This window comes from Haladaptatus salinisoli, from assembly GCF_020614375.1.
Classification (GTDB): Archaea; Halobacteriota; Halobacteria; order Halobacteriales; family Haladaptataceae; genus Haladaptatus; species Haladaptatus salinisoli.
The window spans coordinates 194,895-212,438 of the sequence record NZ_CP085328.1; the positions used below are offsets into that span (position 1 = coordinate 194,895).

The 17,544-nt window shown below is 52.1% G+C and carries 16 protein-coding genes and 1 pseudogene; 7 read left to right on the plus strand and 10 right to left on the minus strand.

Annotated elements, in window-relative coordinates; genetic code table 11:
* The first annotated feature begins 114 nt into the window (after positions 1–114).
* The 3 genes from LIX00_RS16705 (at position 115) to LIX00_RS16715 (ending at position 2,012) form a co-directional block, all read left to right on the plus strand.
* Positions 115–966: a DUF7344 domain-containing protein gene (locus LIX00_RS16705; protein ID WP_227356113.1), complete on the plus strand. Its 852-nt coding sequence runs from the start codon at positions 115–117 to the stop codon at positions 964–966.
* Positions 967–968: 2 nt separating this feature from the next.
* Positions 969–1,271 (plus strand): HalOD1 output domain-containing protein, encoded by a 303-nt coding sequence (locus tag LIX00_RS16710; RefSeq protein WP_227356114.1) that lies wholly within the window; start codon positions 969–971, stop codon positions 1,269–1,271.
* Between the two features lie 528 nt (positions 1,272–1,799).
* Positions 1,800–2,012, plus strand: a complete 213-nt coding sequence (locus tag LIX00_RS16715; protein ID WP_227356115.1) for a hypothetical protein — start codon at positions 1,800–1,802, stop codon at positions 2,010–2,012.
* 55 nt (positions 2,013–2,067) lie between these two features.
* Here LIX00_RS16715 and LIX00_RS16720 read toward each other — a convergent pair.
* From LIX00_RS16720 to LIX00_RS16765, 10 genes and pseudogenes are all read right to left on the minus strand, one after another.
* Positions 2,068–2,918: pseudogene (locus LIX00_RS16720) on the minus strand (IS5 family transposase).
* A gap of 153 nt (positions 2,919–3,071) precedes the next feature.
* A complete protein-coding gene (locus tag LIX00_RS16725) occupies positions 3,072–3,278 on the minus strand; it encodes a hypothetical protein (protein WP_227356116.1) in 207 nt (68 codons plus the stop codon).
* Between the two features lie 674 nt (positions 3,279–3,952).
* The gene (locus tag LIX00_RS16730) at positions 3,953–4,537 is read right to left on the minus strand and encodes an alpha/beta fold hydrolase (protein ID WP_227356117.1); all 585 of its coding nucleotides are present in this window, start codon (positions 4,535–4,537) and stop codon (positions 3,953–3,955) included.
* Positions 4,538–4,704: 167 nt separating this feature from the next.
* Entirely contained in the window at positions 4,705–5,019 is a 315-nt protein-coding gene (locus LIX00_RS16735) for an SWIM zinc finger family protein (protein ID WP_227356118.1), read from the minus strand.
* A gap of 176 nt (positions 5,020–5,195) precedes the next feature.
* On the minus strand, positions 5,196–6,146 hold the full coding sequence (locus LIX00_RS16740; RefSeq protein ID WP_227356119.1) for a TIGR03557 family F420-dependent LLM class oxidoreductase: 951 nt from the start codon (positions 6,144–6,146) through the stop codon (positions 5,196–5,198).
* A gap of 935 nt (positions 6,147–7,081) precedes the next feature.
* Positions 7,082–8,134 (minus strand): DUF6454 family protein, encoded by a 1,053-nt coding sequence (locus LIX00_RS16745; protein WP_227356120.1) that lies wholly within the window; start codon positions 8,132–8,134, stop codon positions 7,082–7,084.
* Between the two features lie 208 nt (positions 8,135–8,342).
* Entirely contained in the window at positions 8,343–10,427 is a 2,085-nt protein-coding gene (locus LIX00_RS16750; protein ID WP_227356121.1) for an alkaline phosphatase PhoX, read from the minus strand.
* 350 nt (positions 10,428–10,777) lie between these two features.
* The gene (locus LIX00_RS16755) at positions 10,778–11,206 is read right to left on the minus strand and encodes a hypothetical protein (RefSeq protein WP_227356122.1); all 429 of its coding nucleotides are present in this window, start codon (positions 11,204–11,206) and stop codon (positions 10,778–10,780) included.
* Positions 11,207–11,443: 237 nt separating this feature from the next.
* Positions 11,444–12,394, minus strand: a complete 951-nt coding sequence (locus LIX00_RS16760) for a glycerophosphodiester phosphodiesterase (protein ID WP_227356123.1) — start codon at positions 12,392–12,394, stop codon at positions 11,444–11,446.
* 210 nt (positions 12,395–12,604) lie between these two features.
* Complete coding sequence (locus LIX00_RS16765) at positions 12,605–13,705, minus strand: metallophosphoesterase (RefSeq protein ID WP_227356124.1); 1,101 nt, start codon at positions 13,703–13,705, stop codon at positions 12,605–12,607.
* Positions 13,706–14,410: 705 nt separating this feature from the next.
* Between LIX00_RS16765 and LIX00_RS16770 the strand changes: the two genes are divergently transcribed.
* The 4 genes from LIX00_RS16770 (at position 14,411) to LIX00_RS16780 (ending at position 17,477) form a co-directional block, all read left to right on the plus strand.
* Entirely contained in the window at positions 14,411–15,385 is a 975-nt protein-coding gene (locus LIX00_RS16770) for an endonuclease/exonuclease/phosphatase family protein (protein ID WP_227356125.1), read from the plus strand.
* A 237-nt stretch (positions 15,386–15,622) separates the two neighbouring features.
* The gene (gene ddfA, locus LIX00_RS16775) at positions 15,623–15,952 is read left to right on the plus strand and encodes a DdfA family disk-determining factor (protein WP_227356126.1); all 330 of its coding nucleotides are present in this window, start codon (positions 15,623–15,625) and stop codon (positions 15,950–15,952) included.
* 366 nt (positions 15,953–16,318) lie between these two features.
* Entirely contained in the window at positions 16,319–16,867 is a 549-nt protein-coding gene (locus tag LIX00_RS26335) for a DUF7344 domain-containing protein (RefSeq protein WP_438267090.1), read from the plus strand.
* Positions 16,868–17,033: 166 nt separating this feature from the next.
* Positions 17,034–17,477 (plus strand): type II toxin-antitoxin system VapC family toxin, encoded by a 444-nt coding sequence (locus tag LIX00_RS16780; RefSeq protein WP_227356127.1) that lies wholly within the window; start codon positions 17,034–17,036, stop codon positions 17,475–17,477.
* Positions 17,478–17,544 lie beyond the last annotated feature (67 nt).

The window sequence follows — 17,544 nt, forward strand, 5'->3', positions numbered from 1 at the left end:
ATCTCAGCAGGAGATTCCCTGCAAAAAGTCATTTCGTCGCTAACCGCCAGTGCTCTTTTTGACCCTGTGTAATCATCCCAACCACTTATTATGGCATCTCTATATAGAATTTATATGACGCACAATGAGCGTCGCGATCGGACAACTATCCTCTCTAATCCTAAAATTCAGGAAATACTAGCCGTTCTTGAAGGTGTATCACGACCTCTCCACGTGGACGAACTGGCCGAATGGCTGGTGAAACAAAACGAGACTGTGATGAGCTCCGACGAGTATGAGCATCACTTTAAACGAGAACGGATTACTTTACATCATAACCATCTTCCAAAACTTGCCGACAACGAGTTCATCGACTACAACCGAGAGACAAACACCATTACAGTGCTGAACGATACCACGGCTAATATTGACTGGTTTGAAGGAGATATGTTTGAGGAGTTGCTAGCGAGGTTCCTAACTGATCGGCAATCTGATGGGAATCCAATTGGGATTCTCGAAGGTCGTCAGACAATAATCGAATATGGGAGACAACTTGCTGACGAGGCGGAAGAAGAACTATTTTGCATGTATGTCAGCACTGATTTGCTCGAAGAGAAGTGTCTCTGTCACGCAGAAGATGCCATTGCCCGAGACGTGGAGATATACTTGGGTTCACGAAATCCTGATGTCCGCGATCTCACCCGCAAACACCTACCAGAAGCCACTTTCTGGGAACCCCAGCGCGGGTGGTTAAATGCGCCATTAGGGTACCCAAAGGTCGGTCGGCTGGTTCTCGTCGACCGCCAAAAAGTCATGCTCGCTATTTTAGACGAACCGAATTCCAATGCCAGGTACCCCGAGGAGACGGCGATGGTAGGGGAAGGCGAGGAAAACCCATTGGTTGTCCTCACTCGGGAGCTGCTCGGACCACGGCTCAATCATCTTGACTATCAAAGTGCAGATTCCCAAAAGGAACTCTACTCATAGCAATGACAGACTCGTCACCTGACGAACCGGGTAACGGGATTGCCCACCAAGCCCCTGAGGTCACCTACGAAATTGGGGCAGATGAACTACCGAGTGAAGCCGTCGTTCGAGCAACTACCGCTCTCACGAATACACCGGTGATCGAACTCGACCCACTCTACGACGTGGTAGATCCTGTGCATCTTGATGGCGTTTTTCGCGAATCAAACAGCCGAACGATTCACGAAGAGAAATCGGTGACGTTTCGCTTCAACGAGTGCCTCATTTCTGTGACAAGATCCACGGCGTTCTACGCGGCTGGGTAGACCACCGTCACTCATACGAAGCTTGTGGAGCCGACGCTCCCAACGACCGTGCCGACGAGTATGGACAAATAGGGTCTCGCTGAGGTGGAGTTCACGTTCGAGGCGCTCTCACCCTCGTCTACCGTCCACGGACGATCGTCATCGCTGAGTCCCTCTCGCGCCAGCAATAGCCACGCAATGAGTGGATTGGTAGTCGTAATGGGAGTCACAGTACTCGTACTACTGAATACGCCAGTATTCCAGCGAGAAAGCCGATTGATGGGATGGTGCGTAGTTAGTAGAGCTTACTAACGTCTGGTAGCGCATGCACTCTTGGCACGCTTTCAGGCGGGAGTTTTGAAAGAATGGCCTTGTTTAGACGTGGAGCAACGGCCCATTTATTTCGTCAAGGACACCTCAAATCAGTTGTTCAGTTGAAGTGCGTATTTAACGACTCAGCAATTCCTTCGAGAAGAATACGTAGACAGAAATACCGCCGAGTGTATCCGCAGTAACTATTATGGCCTGTCCGACTCTCTCCGCATACGAATGTCCTCACCGAAACGGTGTCCCGACTGTGGCGTCGAACTAGAAGCACTCAAAATAAAGACAGCAGAGGGGCACTTCCTCCGTATAGAAACCGACGAACCATTAGAGGGCATATGGGGGAAACTTGGCTCAAAAGAGGTACTCAAACCAACCGCACACGTCTGCCCGGAGTGCGGGCTCACCCGCCTCTACACAAAACAAGAACCAAACTAACACACAGAGGCCTCAATCCGACAACTATACAATATATCCTCAGTCCTGACCGACGTTAGAGAGCAAGTTCAACATTTCTCACAGTCGCTTTCAGAACAAGTTCTCGGAACTGCCCGAACCATGTTCGAGCCCGGAGCGTGTCACTGTACCGCTGCTTGAGGCCAAAGAACACGGCCCCAATGATTGATCGCTGGTGATAGATGTCATCGTCATGGCGAGCGTTGTGTGCCATATCAAGCGGAGAGAACTCCCGGTGTTTGATCACTGGTCGAACGTCGGCCTCCCGAAGTTCTTCACGCAGGCCGTCCCAGTCATACCCTTTGTCAGCGATAATAATCTCTAATCGGTTGAGATTCCGCGTGATACTTGCCACCCGACGTGGGTATCGTGCGGCTGCTTCGTCGAACAGTGAATGTCTAAGACAGTGCTGGTTTCGCAGTCTACCAACACTGTCGTCTTGACCGATCTGCAGGTGTAGTCTGTCCGGTTTGCGTAGTGACGGCTGGCCGAGTGGCGGTCGAAGCCAGTTGCATCAATAGCCGGCACGTCTCCGACATCGTAAAGATCAGCGGAGAGCCGCAGGAGGGTTCGCCAGACCGCCATCTTGAGCTGCTGTTTCCATGCGCAGACGGTCGTGAAGTCCGGCAGCTCGCTCTGTGCAAGATTCAGTTTCTCGACGATGTCGTGCATCTCGTGAAGGACGTCGAGGAGCCGTCGATATGGAACGTCAAGGTATTCGCGGAGTCCGTGGATCACAACGATGACCCAGTCAGCGTAGCCGCCGTCACCCTTCTTGACTACTGGTGTTGGATCGCCAGAGATCGAGCGTTTTGCCAGTGTTATGAGGCGATTTGTGAAGCGCAAGAGACGAGAGGGAACACTACTTCGGTCTGACGCAGAGGTCAGTTAGTTCATCGGAGTGAGTCGTTCTCTACAGCGTCTAAACAAGGCAGAAAGAATGATTTGATATGTTAGCGGTTCTGTTGAAATCCTAACCAGCTGATCGGATTGCATTGCTACCTACAGAGGGTAGGTTCAGCAACCAATAGTCGCTCTGTGTTACTCGGGCGACCACTCGCAGGTGGCGCCGTATGTTAGTTCGTTCTTGTCGATATACGCTGACAGGCACGCGTAGTTGCAGAAGTAGTAGGGTGAGCCGCAGTCGGCGGTACAGTCGCGTACACAGATGGGGTCGTGGTCAAAAATACGCGAGCCACAGTACGCACATGGTTCGTCCGTGTCGGGGGTTTCAACGGTTGTCGCCATATCCATAATTCTTGGTGGAACAGCCAAAGCGTTCCGACCGTCCACTACTACAACTCCTCGTGACAGTCTAAGTTCGACTGAAGACAACAATCTTGATGACCACATGCTGTGTATGCAACACCCTCAGAAACCGATCGCCGCATGAGGGTTCAACAAACTCATGTTAGCATGAAATACTAACTAACATAGCAGCGTTTCAGTTGGAGGATGAGCAGCACCACGAACTCAACGATACAGCAGCAGTCGCGAGAATCTTCCTCATAACTTTCCGTTATCGCGAGAACCACTTAAACGACCCCGAACCACCATACCCCCAGGAAATGAGAAAGGAAGGCAGAATACGTCAGTACGGGGCCAATGCTACTCGCCGTCAGCGTCGGCGAGCACTCGCACGAGCCACTCGTCGGGTGCCAGCGGGGCGAGATCGCCATCCTCGCGTAACTACGATTCGTCCGGCAATCTCGTGGCCGCACGGCGTGAGCACGACCGACGACGGCCCACGGATCGCCGTCGCCAGCACCTCGCGGCCACATCTCGGGCAGCGGTCGGGCTTTCCGTGAGCGTTCGCTGGGCGGTGCTATCTGAGAATATGAATTGGCGTGCCATGGATAATACTACATCAGCGGTTCTGGTTCAACTGTCGACGTAGTCTGAGTGAGCCAGCGTTTATCTCGCTATGAGTTCTTCTTTTCTAGTCGTTTGATGTCCCGAGCAACGTCAGACAAATCGTTGTTGAACTGGTGTCCACCAGTATCATACTTGCGAATAGTTGCCTGCGGAAGTTTTTCCGCGTATAGCGCGAGGTGGGAAAACGGTACTATTTCATCGTCTCGGCTGTGGTAAAAAAACAGAGGTAGTTCACTTGGGAGCTTTGACGCAACGTTTTCCTCCAACTCATACTCGCTGACTTGCCACCCTTCGGCATTCCAGAACGGTACTGCGATAAGGAATAGACCAGCGATAGGCACGTCTATCTTCTCCTCGGAAAGACATTTTAACAGAATCGAACCGCCCAAAGAGTGTCCGAGAAGAATCACCTCATCATCCAATGCAGCAAGTTCCGTTACGATCTGTTGTTTCCATGCCTCGTATTCGAGATTATCTTCATCTGGCATCTGTGGATACTGCACCTCGTATGCAGCCCCCAATACATCCTGTAGATCCACTGCTAGTTTTTCATCTTCTTCGTATCCCCCAGCACCATGAATGAACAGCACTTGGTGATCCATAGCGTTCCTCTCTATGGGTATCTGTTCCACTCTAATCGTCTTAGGTGCGCTGGGCGACGAACATGGACTAGCTCTCGTCTGTGACGGATAGCCAATCATTGCCAGCATGGGATTCTGGTCACGTTGTATTACACGCCGAAGTAGCAATAAAAAGGGCTGAAGCGGTGGTTAATTCGGTAGTTCTTTCTGTCCCGTTTTCACGCATGGCCAGCACGGGAAACCACGAGGCCCTCACAGTCGCAGTCTTCTGGTTCGGTATCGTTTTCGTTCTCGGACGGGAAGGCGTCGAGCGTCCCATCGTCGGTTGCGTGTTCGACGGCAGCCATGTGTTTGCAGAACGCGTTGCGGTGAATATGGTGTAGGCAGGTGCAAGCCATCGCGTTATCAGTCACGTCGTCACGCTGGACGACGTATTGATGCTCAGTGGGGTTGTCGTGGCTCTCGGTGGTGACGTCAATGAGTCCGGGGGCATCGACGTCGAAGGAAAGTTGTTTCGCGTTGACCTGTTCCAATGGATCAGCGCAGCAATATCTAATTCACGTTTGCCCAAAGAAGTCGAAACTGTATCGCTTATATTTGACCCTCGATACCGGCATGATCGATACCTGCTGCTGTGCCGTTTCCTTTCGCAACCGCATGTGGATCGAGTGAACGCGAAGTTGTAAAATTTGGGATGGTATGAGTTTTGCTACGCGAACTCCGATACAACCTCCTGCTGGAAGAATTCGATAGCCTCCTCCTGATTCGCCCCGGTTTGTTGCAGGTAGATGTGATCGAACCCCGCGTCGAGGTACTTCTGGATTCGTTCGATGTACGGTTGTGGGTCGGGCCCGGTAACGACGGCGTCCTCGATATCCTCCGGGGTGACTGATTGGAGGGCATCCTCGAAGTGCTTCGGAGTCGGTAACTCTTGTCCTCCACCTTTGAAACCCGCATTTGGCCACCATTCGTGGGCGTTATTTCGCGCTTGCTCGTCGGTTTCAGCATACGATACCATCATCCCTCCGTATCGTGGGCCGTCTCCCCCGCCCTTCTCGAATTGGTTTACTAGCTCACCGTCGGGCGACGTGGCAATGAATCCGTCGCCGAGGCGCCCCGCCGCCTTCGCAGCGCGAGGGCCCAGTCCGGACACGTGTATCGGTGGAAGTTCCTCGGGAAGCGTGAACAACTGCGCGTTTTCCACGGTATAATGCTCGCCGTGATGGGTGAGCATCTCGCCGGTCCAAAGAGCTCGTATCACCTCCAACGCTTCTTCGAGCATGTCGAGGCGAACGCTGAAGGGTGGCCACGGGTCACCCAGGATATGTTCGTTGAGCCGTTCGCCCGTGCCGACGCCAAAGAAGAATCGACCGTCCATTTGCACCTGTGCCGTGGCCGCAGCCTGCGCAGCAATTGCAGGATGCGTTCGAATCGTCGGACAGGTAACCGACGTACCGAGTTCCAACTCCTCAGTTTGCTGTGCGATCGCGCCGATCGTCCCCCACACGAACGGACTGTTTCCCTGTTTTCTCGTCCACGGATGGTAGTGATCCGAGATGACGGCGAAGTCAAAGCCCGCATCTTCGGCACGACGAGCATACTCTGTTAGTTCGTTCGGGCCGTGCGTCTCACTCGCAAGGTTGAATCCAAATTTTGTCATGCTTTATCACCACTTTCGATTATCACGGCTGATACTCCTACTACCCTCTGTTCGAACCGACCGAACTGTTGAATATCTCGGTCCTCGAACGCTGACTGCAACGAAACGAGATCCCAATGAAGGACGTCAGCGAAGCAATTCGCCGAGTTCATCGACGAACCAGTTCCGATGCAGTACCATCACCTCCAGGTCACACGAATCTGTCATGCAGATCTCGACACCTAACCGTACCCCCATTTGTAAGGCACAACTGTAATAGCTATAGACGCTTTGGCTGTATTTCTGCCTTTTGATACGTTAGGTGAAACAGAGGATAAGGACACACGAGGTGAGCCAAAGGCTGTCAAGGGCTGTCATGAAAAGGAGCCGTACGTGGATCGCTCTCGAAGGAATCGATCATACTGATAGTGAAGGAGTAGCCTGCGTAATAGCGGTACCTCGAATGGCATACGTTCTTTTTGTAGTCTGATGAGATAGAAACGAGAGAGCGTGGTTAGTTCGGCAGTGTCGTCGGTAACCTCGAATGGAACGTACACCCAATCGGGCGTATCGGGTTCTAAATGTCCTTTAATCCGTTTCACGTATTCTGCGCGAGACCCCGCTCTCACGTCCGTGATCTCTGTTGGCGCAATTCCCATTGCCCCAAGTGTGCTGATCGATTGGAGGATAGTTCGCCGGCTAGGTTGTTTATCGTTAGGCATTGTCTCTTCGGCGAATTTCTACGACTTTACATAGTAAATCTATATAATAGAATTTGATGGACAAAGGTATCGATACCCATCGACCTGTGGGGGTTTGACGACAATGGAACAGTCTGGAGATACCCGAATTGTTCGTGGACCGCTGTTTCTTGCATCATCATACATCAACTAACACATGGGAAAAGAGAGAAATCGGTTCACAGATGACGTTTCGAAGCGAGCCTGATAAAGCTCTTAGGAAGTTTTGACATCGTATACGAACAGGTACGACGTATCGTCCTCCGGCAGGAAGTAAAACCGCAGGCCATTAGAGCGTTCTTTAACTAAAAACGGATTGCGCGTCATGACCAAGCCATCGTCCGTCCACTCCGTAACGGGGACTTGGTAGATCGGTGCCGCTGATCGAAGATCAACCAAATCAATGCCACCGAGCTTTACATCAGCCGTGTTCGGTGGCTGGTACCCAGCCATGCCAGAGCACATCGCCAATCCATCTCCGATATATTGGCAGTCCTGGTAATCGACGTAATGCTCCGGATTCTTCATTGCTCGCTCTGCCAATGGTTTGTTCTGGTTGATGACTTCCCCAGAGCCAGACAGTCTCCATCGATAGAACGTTCTGGAACCCCAGTTTAATCCGTAGAGTGACTCGGAGTCCGTATCGAAGATTACCCCGCCGATGTGGTCGGCGACGCGGAACACTGGCGTCGCTTCAAGCGTATCTGGATCGACGCGATAGATGATCGACCGGCTGTCTGGCCGATATTCTGCGACGGGCACCCACAAATACTCCCCATCGAAATCGATACCACCGGGGTGGTAGATTGCCCCATCGCCAAGTTCGATGCTATCGAGAAGTTGACCGCGGACGTCCATCTTAAATAAATGCCCGACACCACGGCCGGGATCGTCGTTATCATCGTCTCGTTTCGTGTATCGACCGGGAAGTTCGAGCACCTCGACGGACGAGAGGAAGAACTCTTCGCCAACGTTACTCATCCCCTGAGGATGATGCGTGTCGAAATTTACCTGGTGTTGGTTCAGGCGCTTCCACTCAGTTTCTCGTGAGAGCATTTTGAATTTCTTTGCGAGTGAGTTTCGAGTTGCACCTTGTCCGTGAAGTGCCGACCTTCCGAGGTTCGACCCGGCCCGGTCATCTGTTCCCGCCGATACGGTGCCACTACCGAGAGCGAGCGATCCAAGTCCGAAAACCGAAAGATACGTTCGTCGACTCGTCCCGTTTGCCGTCGATGTCTTGAACTGGCCGTAGTCGTTAGATTCTCGCATTGCATCAATACGTAGTTTATTACCTTAATTAAAATCTGGGATAAGATAGACAAACATAGCCATATTCAGAACAACAGAGAGGAATGATAGAATATACTCCGATATTTGCGTTTGATTGCCAACAAGGAAGTGAGAATAACTGACGGCCCGAGCCAAGCTCCATCGAACAGGAGCGATTAGGTGCTCGATTTCCGCGCTGGAGCGTGTATTAGCAGCCGCCAGTCTCGTTCTGTCCGCGACTACGGCGTGCATCCCCATCGGGTTCGTAGACGTACAGACAGTCGTTGCTGTACGACCGACCGAATTTGTCCGCGTCCTCACAGCAGAGAACGCGCCCGTCGTCCATTACGTAGACGTTGTCGATGTTGATGAGCGCGTCGTCCGCGACAGCGGCCGGGTCGCTGGCGTCCGGGCCGACGATGACGGGTTCGAGCGTCGAGACGTTGTAGTCCTCTTCGAGTTCGGCGCGGTAGACAACGCCGCCATCGACGCGGTCTAATTGAATGTCGCCTTGGCCGGTGGCCATGTCATCGTTGAGTTCGGAGACGGCGAAGTAGACGTAGTCGCCGGGTGCTGCACCATCGATGCTGTCGACCCCTTCGGCCTTGTTGAACTCGATAGTTGCGCCGATTTCTTTCGCGGCCGCACGCGTTTCGAGGAACGGCACCTTTCGGAGGTCATCACTGACGCCCTCTGGACCCTCACGGTCGTATTGCTCTGCCCACTCGACGATCTCCTGGTTCGTGATGTAGTTCTGGTTGCCGTTCTCGACGACCTCCTTATCAGCTTCTTTGAGCGCCGCGGCGAGGTCGTCCTGCCAATCGGTGTCGGCGTGGGTTTCGAGGTAGTCTTCTTGCGTGATGTCGTCGTACGCGGCGATCCACTCCTCAATTTCACGATTGGTGGCGTGACCTAGTTTCAGCCACTCGAATTCAAGATTGACGTCAGCAGGTGGGTTCTTCTTTGCGGCGTCCTCGTTGGTCACCTTCGGCGCGTAGAGCGTGCCAGCGATGTCCATGGGGTCACGGTAACTGTCGATTGGCCGGTCGGCGACAAATTTGTAGATGCCTTTGCTGTCGCCGTCCGAGCAGCCGTACACCGTCTGTTTATCACTCTGGATGTCCGGCGCTTCCCAGGCAGCTCGTCCCATCACGTAATACTTGACCGGCTTCGGTGGGTCGGCAGTTGGCTCACGGAAATCGACGTGGTACCCGTAGCGATAGGGGTTCGGGTAAACATCGCCAATCGGCGTGGTCATGTTGCTCTTGTTGTCGGACGATTGGTCGACGGGGTCGGCACCGAGGTAGTAGGCAAGGAATTCGAGGCCCGTCAGTGCCCAGTAGCCCTGAACGTCCCAAGAGTCACTGCCGTAGTACTCCTCGATGGCCTTCTGAATCCCAGTCGGGTTGGGGCGGTTCCAGAACTGGCACGCACCGATGAGTCCCTTTCCAGTCCCCTGATCGACGATGTCGCTCACCGTCGCGGTGAGCGAGACACGCGGTTGGGCGTAGTTCTCCTCGGAGGAGAGCATCGTATTCCACGGAGACCGGTCACCGTAGCAGTTGATCCGGGTTCCACCAAGTTCACGCAGCAGGGCCGTGTTGGCGAGGTTGATCGCATTCTCCAGATCGGCGTTCCATTCACCGTCATCGGTCTGCCTGAGTGGGATTCGGGAAACGTTTCCGGGGCTGTTCTCCCAGTTCGTGAAGAGGTAGCCTTCGGTTCCGTCGTCGTTCGTTGGGATGAACTGGTTGCAGTCCGGGTTGGACGCAGCGTTTCCATATTGGGTGCCAGCGAAGTTGTCTTGGGTAATGTTTTTCCCGTCCGGCGTTTGGACGACGCCGAGGCGTTCAGCACCGCCGTTGATGCGGTCTTCCTCTTGCGCGAGGAATTCGTACGTGCCGTTGGCGCTTCGTATCTTTCCTTTCTCCTCGTTCGTTTGTGGTGTTGAGAGCCCACTGAAGTCGTCATTGTTCCCGTCCATCGAGAACTGGAATCCCTTGAAGTATCCAATACCTGCCTTGTTGTAGGGTGCAGGATTGTCCCGACTCGGGTGTTGGAGACTGTAAAGTGGGGTGCCGTCTGCGAACACGAATGGCCCTGTAACCTCAGCGCCGAATGCCGTCGACGAAAATCGCTTGAGTCCCCCCTTCACGTAGGGAGCTCGCGGTGTATTCTTATCTTCTGGAGGATTGCCGCTCTTGCCCCCTGAGACGCCTGTTCCTGCGACACTTGCTCCCAATGCGGCAGCCATGGACGTTGCCATCAATTTCCGGCGGGTGAACTCCACCATACAGCCGCGCATTTCTATCCGTGAATGATGTACATTTATAATAGGAGTACAGAGTTTATATACCAAAACCGAGAGTTACTGCTTCCTCTGTACCTGTCGCTGATATTATTGATAGGTAGAAAATAGGGTCGCGAAAGTAGCTATGGCTACTGGAAATGGATGGTTTGAACGCTAGTCGGTTCCGAATCTATCTCTATCAATCTATAAGAACTAGACTCGATTTAAGATGCAGAATAAATCGGCCGTGACGAGCATGCGCATCGCCGCCCCGTATCGATGCAGGTTAATCGTCTCGATCCACAAGCGGCCAATAGTTCCAACGGTACTTGATGGTCGAAAGAGTCGAAGAGCTATTTTATTCCGTGTTCCTTCGCACCGGCACGGATTTCTTGCGCACGCTTTTGAACTGCAGCCACATATCGTTCGATTTTCGTAGGATTCTTCCCGTAAAATGACGCAACCCAGTTGATGTCCGTGTACGGTTGTGTAAGAAAGTACGCGGCCAGTGTATCTCGGCCAGCTTGAATTATCTCTGGTGGGACGCCACGGTCACCCGTGCCGGCTTCTTCAAACCCGTTTACGTCGAAGTAGATGTCAGTGTACAGTTTCGCCAAGTCTGGATCGTCGAAGTAAATCTCCGTATGACCAGGCGCTTCAAACCGATACCGTGTTCTGTCCTCATCTGGACACTGTGATTCGATAATCCGGACATCCAGTATATATTCCTCGAAAATCGATTCGTCCGCTTCGAACGTCCTGCTTTGATTGGCTGTTGTCATAGCACGTGTTGTGGCGTAATCTGACTCCTCTAGAGAACCGGCGACTAGTGTGAATACTCGGCATTGTAGTGAGTGACGGGCGGTAATTTGAACGTTTGTAATTCCAATATATACTGCTATAGAGCTACTCGTACTCCCTCTCGATCAATTGCTTGTTGGTCGCTGGTTCATCTTACTGGCACCTCTTGAGACGCACAAAAAGAGATAGTTGGCTGAAATTCGAAGGCAACAACGCACTCAAAGCAGATTCGGGTAGTTGACGATGACACCGTCAACACCTGCCTCCACGAGTTCGTCAGTTTGATACCACGTATCGAGGGTGTAGACGTTGACTGCACGCCCCTCTTCGTGGGCTATCTCGACGAGGTCGATATCCGCAAAGTCCGGGTCGTCGATATAGTAGTCGTCGTTGAAGTAGGGTGAGCCTTTCACCATATTGTATGGTGGGTGGAGTGCTTCACAGTCGTACTCACGAGCGATGTCAAGGCCGCGTTCGATAGAATCCCAGAACAGGTAGCCTACAGGGATGCTCGAATCAGTTTCTCGGACGGTGGCGATGGCCGCTTCGTAGAACGATGAGACGAGAATGTCATTGTTGTACTCCGTAGCGATTTCGAGGGTTTTCTCGGTGAACGACCGCCAGCGGTCTTTTCCTTTTTCGAGTTCGTCGCCCGAGAGATTCGTCGAGGATTTCACGTCAGACGAGCCAGGGTTCTTGAACTCGATGTTGACAGCAACATCGTCAGGGATGGTCTCCAAGGCCTCTGAGAGAAGCGGAATAGTCTCCCCACTGTCGAGCACTTCTGCGTCGTGTACTGTCTCGCAAGGTGTCTTCCAGACGTAGCCATCTACATCGGTGAGACCACGAGTTCCGCCATCACGGCTGCTGAGTTTCTCGTCGTGGAAGACGACAACGTCGCCCTCTTTGCACGGCATGACGTCAAGTTCGATCATGTCGGCGGTTTGCGACGCCTCTTCGAACGCAAGAAGTGTATTTTCTGGATACTGGCCCATATAGCCACGGTGGGCAATATCTGTAAGGTCATCACCGTTCTCGTTATCATCCTCTTGCTCTTTATCGTCTACTTCGTGAGCTGTCCCAAGACCAGTCATCGCCGTACTTGCAATAGCTGCGCTGGCTCCCACGAACGTGCGCCGGTTCAGCGTTTGGAGTCGATCGGACACCATAGGAAGGAGCCGTTAGGGCACCAAAAAGTAGATTTATAATATGAATACGGATTTGTTCACGAGTCTATGTCCTTCTCAATAACCGGTCGTAGTGATGAATGATTGCTTCGAGGGAAGCGTCGACAATGGCAACGTTATCCAATCTTCATCACACCATGCGAGATGATTTTCTACACCTCGATTGCCTAACTCACTATCGAGTTCTGATCCTTATGCGCCTTTCTTGTACGGGTAGAGATTAAACTCGAATGACTCCTCTTCGTTGTCACTCCACTTCTCGAGGTACGGTGAATACGTGTTAATCTCCGCCTCGTACGTCTGTGTGTTTACCGTCAAGAGGCGGAACCACCCATCACCACCATTGTCAATCGTTTGGTAATCCATGAACATCTGAGTGGTACGATTGCCTTCTGCACGGGCGGTTTTTCGTGCAACGTATGGGCCAGTGATGTGGTGCCCAGAGTGTACATTCGCTAAGTTCTCGTGGTACCGCAATTCAGATTGCCACATCTGCTCTCCGTTATTATAATTGCTGCCCTCAGGGAGGCCCCCACCTTCGTACCAATTCGGGGCGAAATTGTCGTTTGCATCCGTTCGGGTACCGTCGTGATACGTGTATGTATGCGTGACGAGAATCGCGGTCGCGTCAGTATAGGTTTTCAGAAGCTGCCCGGCCCATTTCAACGCCGCGTCGCGCGGCCCGAACTCCAACGTGAGGAAGAGAAATCGCTCTCCATGGATCTCTTGGAGGAAATACGCGTTTTCGGCATATCCCTCGAACGTCCCCCAGTCGAGAATCGTCTCGTTGCTCTGTGTGGTTTCCTTGTAGCGGGTCGCCGGGAACCGACTGCGGAAGGTTTGCGGATTTCGGATATTGTCCGCATCGTGGTTTCCAAGAGACAGCACGGTTGGGACATTCGCATCGTCCATCCTGCCGATCGCATCTTGGGCAATATCCCACTCGGAATCGTTATCTGACCCGTAATTCTGCACGATGTCCCCTTCGTGCAGGAACATCTGGATATTGTACCGCTCCTTATTATCGGCGACCCACTGCCCCATCTGCTCGAAGATGCCATTAGCTTGCTCTGCGTAGTACTGTGTATCCGGGAATATTGCGATACTAAACTCAGTGTCAGGGTCAACAGTTGGTTCGCCCCTTTCACTCGCACGCTGCGCTGCAGTTCGGTGACTTGTCGTGAGCCCCAGTCCGCCAAGGCCGCCGAGGAACGCCAGCGTTTGGCGTCGCGTTGCAGACGGTACGTTCCGCTGATTCGATTCTGTGGCGCTCTCTGTGTGCGTCTCTGACATCGGTTTCGCGAATGCATGCGTTTGTAAAATCCGTTTATAATTCTTCTATATACGAGAAATAATATTCTGTAGAATGTGGGTTTGGTCCCGGAACGGTTCAGTCGTGTACGCCGAAAATAGACTTGAGCAAACCTCATCGGAGAGAGCTATCGTAACCATCACTTTGTCCTCTGAAAGGAACTGCGTCCGGGTGAAGAGATACAGGTTGCAGTGGGCAAGTAACGAAAGGAAAAACAAGTGACACGGTTATCGGAAGTGGACAATGGAATGCCATTAGCTTAACGAGAGGTAACGAGGGAGTGTGAAGGGAGCGGAGTGCGCTCCCTTAGGGTGAGCCATGATATGACCATGGAGTACGGCGGGGCTGATAATACCAGGACGCTTCGTGCCGGTGGAAACAGGTCTCGAACCTATTGAGCCTGACTTCTTCTCGGCTGGTTGCCCTCACGTCCAAGGGCAACTGAAGGATGCCGTCGGCCATTTGAATACCTTTATAATACATTTTCTGTTGCGTAAATACCTCTATGAATACCACTCCATCAAGAATTTGTTTATTCAACTTGTTTGCGTGTTTTCAAAGTTACTGATCGAGTAGTTCACTGGAGTAATCGAGAGATACGATTGGGGATCTCTCGGTGAGACAAAATAGGGTTATTTACGCGAATTATAAACGGTTTAATGATATCTGGGGAAGGGAGAAACGCAATGTTCGATGACTTCTCACGGCGAACGTTCCTCCAACGGACAGGAGTAACCACAACTGGAGTCGCACTTGGATCAGCGACTGGATCAGCAACCGAGGACGCAACCAACCAAGAGAACACAGACCGAACCGACGATTCATCTATGTCCAACACCCACCCAACCCGCCTCAGGGCATGTTCGTTTAATATTCGCTATGACAACCCTGACGATGAGTATTCGTGGGACGAACGGTTGAGTCGTGTCGTTGAGACAATCACCGATATTAAGCCAGGTCTTCTCGGCGTGCAAGAGGCCCAGCCAAATCAGTATGACGACCTTCGAAAAGAGGTTGCTGAGTACGAGTGGTATGGTGTTGGCCGAGAAGATGGTGACCGGGAAGGTGAGATGGTACCCGTCGCATGGCACCCCGACCGATTTCGCGCAGTTGAGACCGGCGCGTTTTGGCTCTCGGAAACACCTGCCGAGCCAAGTGTCGGATGGGACGCCGATCTTCCGCGTGTGACGACGTGGGCGAGTCTGCGTCACCGCAAGACTGGACGGCGGGTCTGGTTCTGCAATACGCACTTTTCCCACGTCGGGGAAACAGCTCGGGTGGAGTCAGCGAAGCTCCTCACCAAGCGCGCACGGAAGCGTGCAGAAGACGGTGAGGAGGTCGTAATAACTGGCGATTTCAACTCCAAACCAAGTCGGAGCCCGTACCAGATTATGACTGGGACGAACGGTACCACCGACAGCCCCTTGTTCGACCCACGGAGAGAAGCCGACACCGACACGGTCTACGGGCCATGGGGAACCTATCACGGATTTACAAACGAAATCAAGGATCGGATCGACTACATCTTCACTTTGGATACCGCTGCCATTGAGTGGTACCGAACACTCGATGTTAGAGAAGGGAATTATCGGTCTGACCATCTCCCAGTCGTGACTGAATTTGAGTATCGTGCCCGTCACCGGCCCAACGAAGAGAACTAACAGTACCTCCTCGTTAGATCCAAACTACCACGTTTCTTGTGTCTGAAATTTCGGGATACAGGCCATCAAATCAGAAGTCCTCGATGGTAGCTGCCTCCATGATAGTTGCTATATTCTAGATTTAACAGACTATTTTGTGCGAGCTCCCGGTTGAATAGACAATGTTGACTTGACACCAAATATAGCCGGTGTTCTGTTTAAAGTACCGTACCACAAATTGTCCGTCTGTATTTTACCATGAGTAATGACACTCCGCTAGATACCGAGAGTAAGGAGCAGGTAACCACTACCCCCTATTCTCTGGAGTTTGATCCCATCACAGACAGCGTCAGCGAGGAACTCGTCAAGACTGTTGCAACACGTAACAACGCCGATCCTACCGAGCTGGCAGTCTTGGCGGATTTTATTGACCCAGACGCTCTTGATGCACTGTTTAAGCCACGAGTGGATGGTACCCCACGTGAAACCGACGGCCAGGTTGAGTTCACCTACGACTCATATCACGTCACGGTCGACAGCGGTGGGACGATTACTCTCGAGAACGCCAAATCGGCGACAAACAGCTGAATCCAGCGGTGTGATTGTGACACAAAAGGGTGGGAGGCACGCTCCTCAGTCGCTCTCCCTGTGGACACCAGAGTGTTCGCTGATCGGTGAATTCCGGTAGCGGTTATCGACGATATGTATAGAAGAGATCGAGGTTAGTTCGGCAGTTTCTTCCGTCCTGCTTGCACGCACTCCCATCGGAAGGTGTATATGGTATATTAGATATCATGGCACCTCGGGCGTATCATATGGCTACCCACGAACAGTCCCATGATAACAAAGTCGAAGAATAGGGATTACATCTAGAATGGGGGTTGTATGTCGATGACCATGTCCGATCTGGAAACGAGTGGTGAATTGATGGCAGCCAATCATGTACGCTAATCAATGAATCAATCCAGACTCTCACGAGACCAAGTATTCGATTTGTTGCGGAACGTGCGGCGGCGCTACGCACTTCACTATCTTCGACGAGTGAATCACACTGTCAATTTATCTGATCTCACCGATCACGTCGCGGCCTGGGAGTATGAGACACCACCGGAAGAGCTCGCGAGCAAGCAACGAAAACGAGTGTATATCTCACTGTATCAAACACATCTCCCCGCTTTGGCCGATGCTGGCATAGTAGACTACGATCGTGATACTGGGAAAATCCAGCCCACTCGTCGGATTCGACTGTTCGATTCCTATCTTGGTGCATTCACCAAGCCAACTCGGCCATGGTATCGATATTATTTTGGGCTTGCGCTCGGCAGTGTACTGGTTCTTGGAGGTATTTGGGCCGAAATTGTCCTCCTAGCACATTTTTCTTGGGGCACGGCCGTACTAGGAATTCTGACGCTGTATGGAATCGTAGCCGTGAGCCACTATTGCTATACTCAAAATACTGTACCAGAGACACCACCAGAACTGGGTATTGTCGAAGATCAGTAATGATGGTTTGCTGTAAAATCGAGTCCTGACGGTATAATGAGGGAGATAGATTGTATGACTTTTGTTAACAGTATTAGCCGAGTTGCCCTCGGATCACTTTCGTGCCTTCTGAACCGGCGTGAGCCTGGACATATGCGGTACCAGCACGAATCTCATGTGGCGATGAGTGAGCAGCCACAGCCACCTATTCATCGATATAGGGGCATTCTTTGCCTGGGTAAACACTTGTGCTGGACGGCATGAAACCGCTCGGTCTGTGTTCGACGCGCTTCGCCGAGAAGCGATTCCGTATCAGCCGTTGTTCACGAGTCGATATGTGCTCTCGGAGTTAGCGACGCTCACCAGGAAAGTTAATCATAAGACGGCGGTTGATGCGCTTCAGACGATTCGTCGTTCAGAGAGTTTCAATATTCTCCCCGTTGGAGAGGGTGTGTTTGCTGCAGCGTCTGATGAGTTCGAGCGATGTGACGACCAGCAGATTTCGTTCGTCGACCACACAAGTGCGGTCCTTGCTCGTGAGTACGATATCGACCATATCTTTACCTTTGATCAGAATTTCACAATGCTCGGGCTCACTCGGATTCCTGCGGATATTCACTTCTCGGAGTGAATTATCTTGGTTCTGTAAGTCGCTACAAACGGATGACTGTATACTGTTTGCGAAATAGATTTTAATA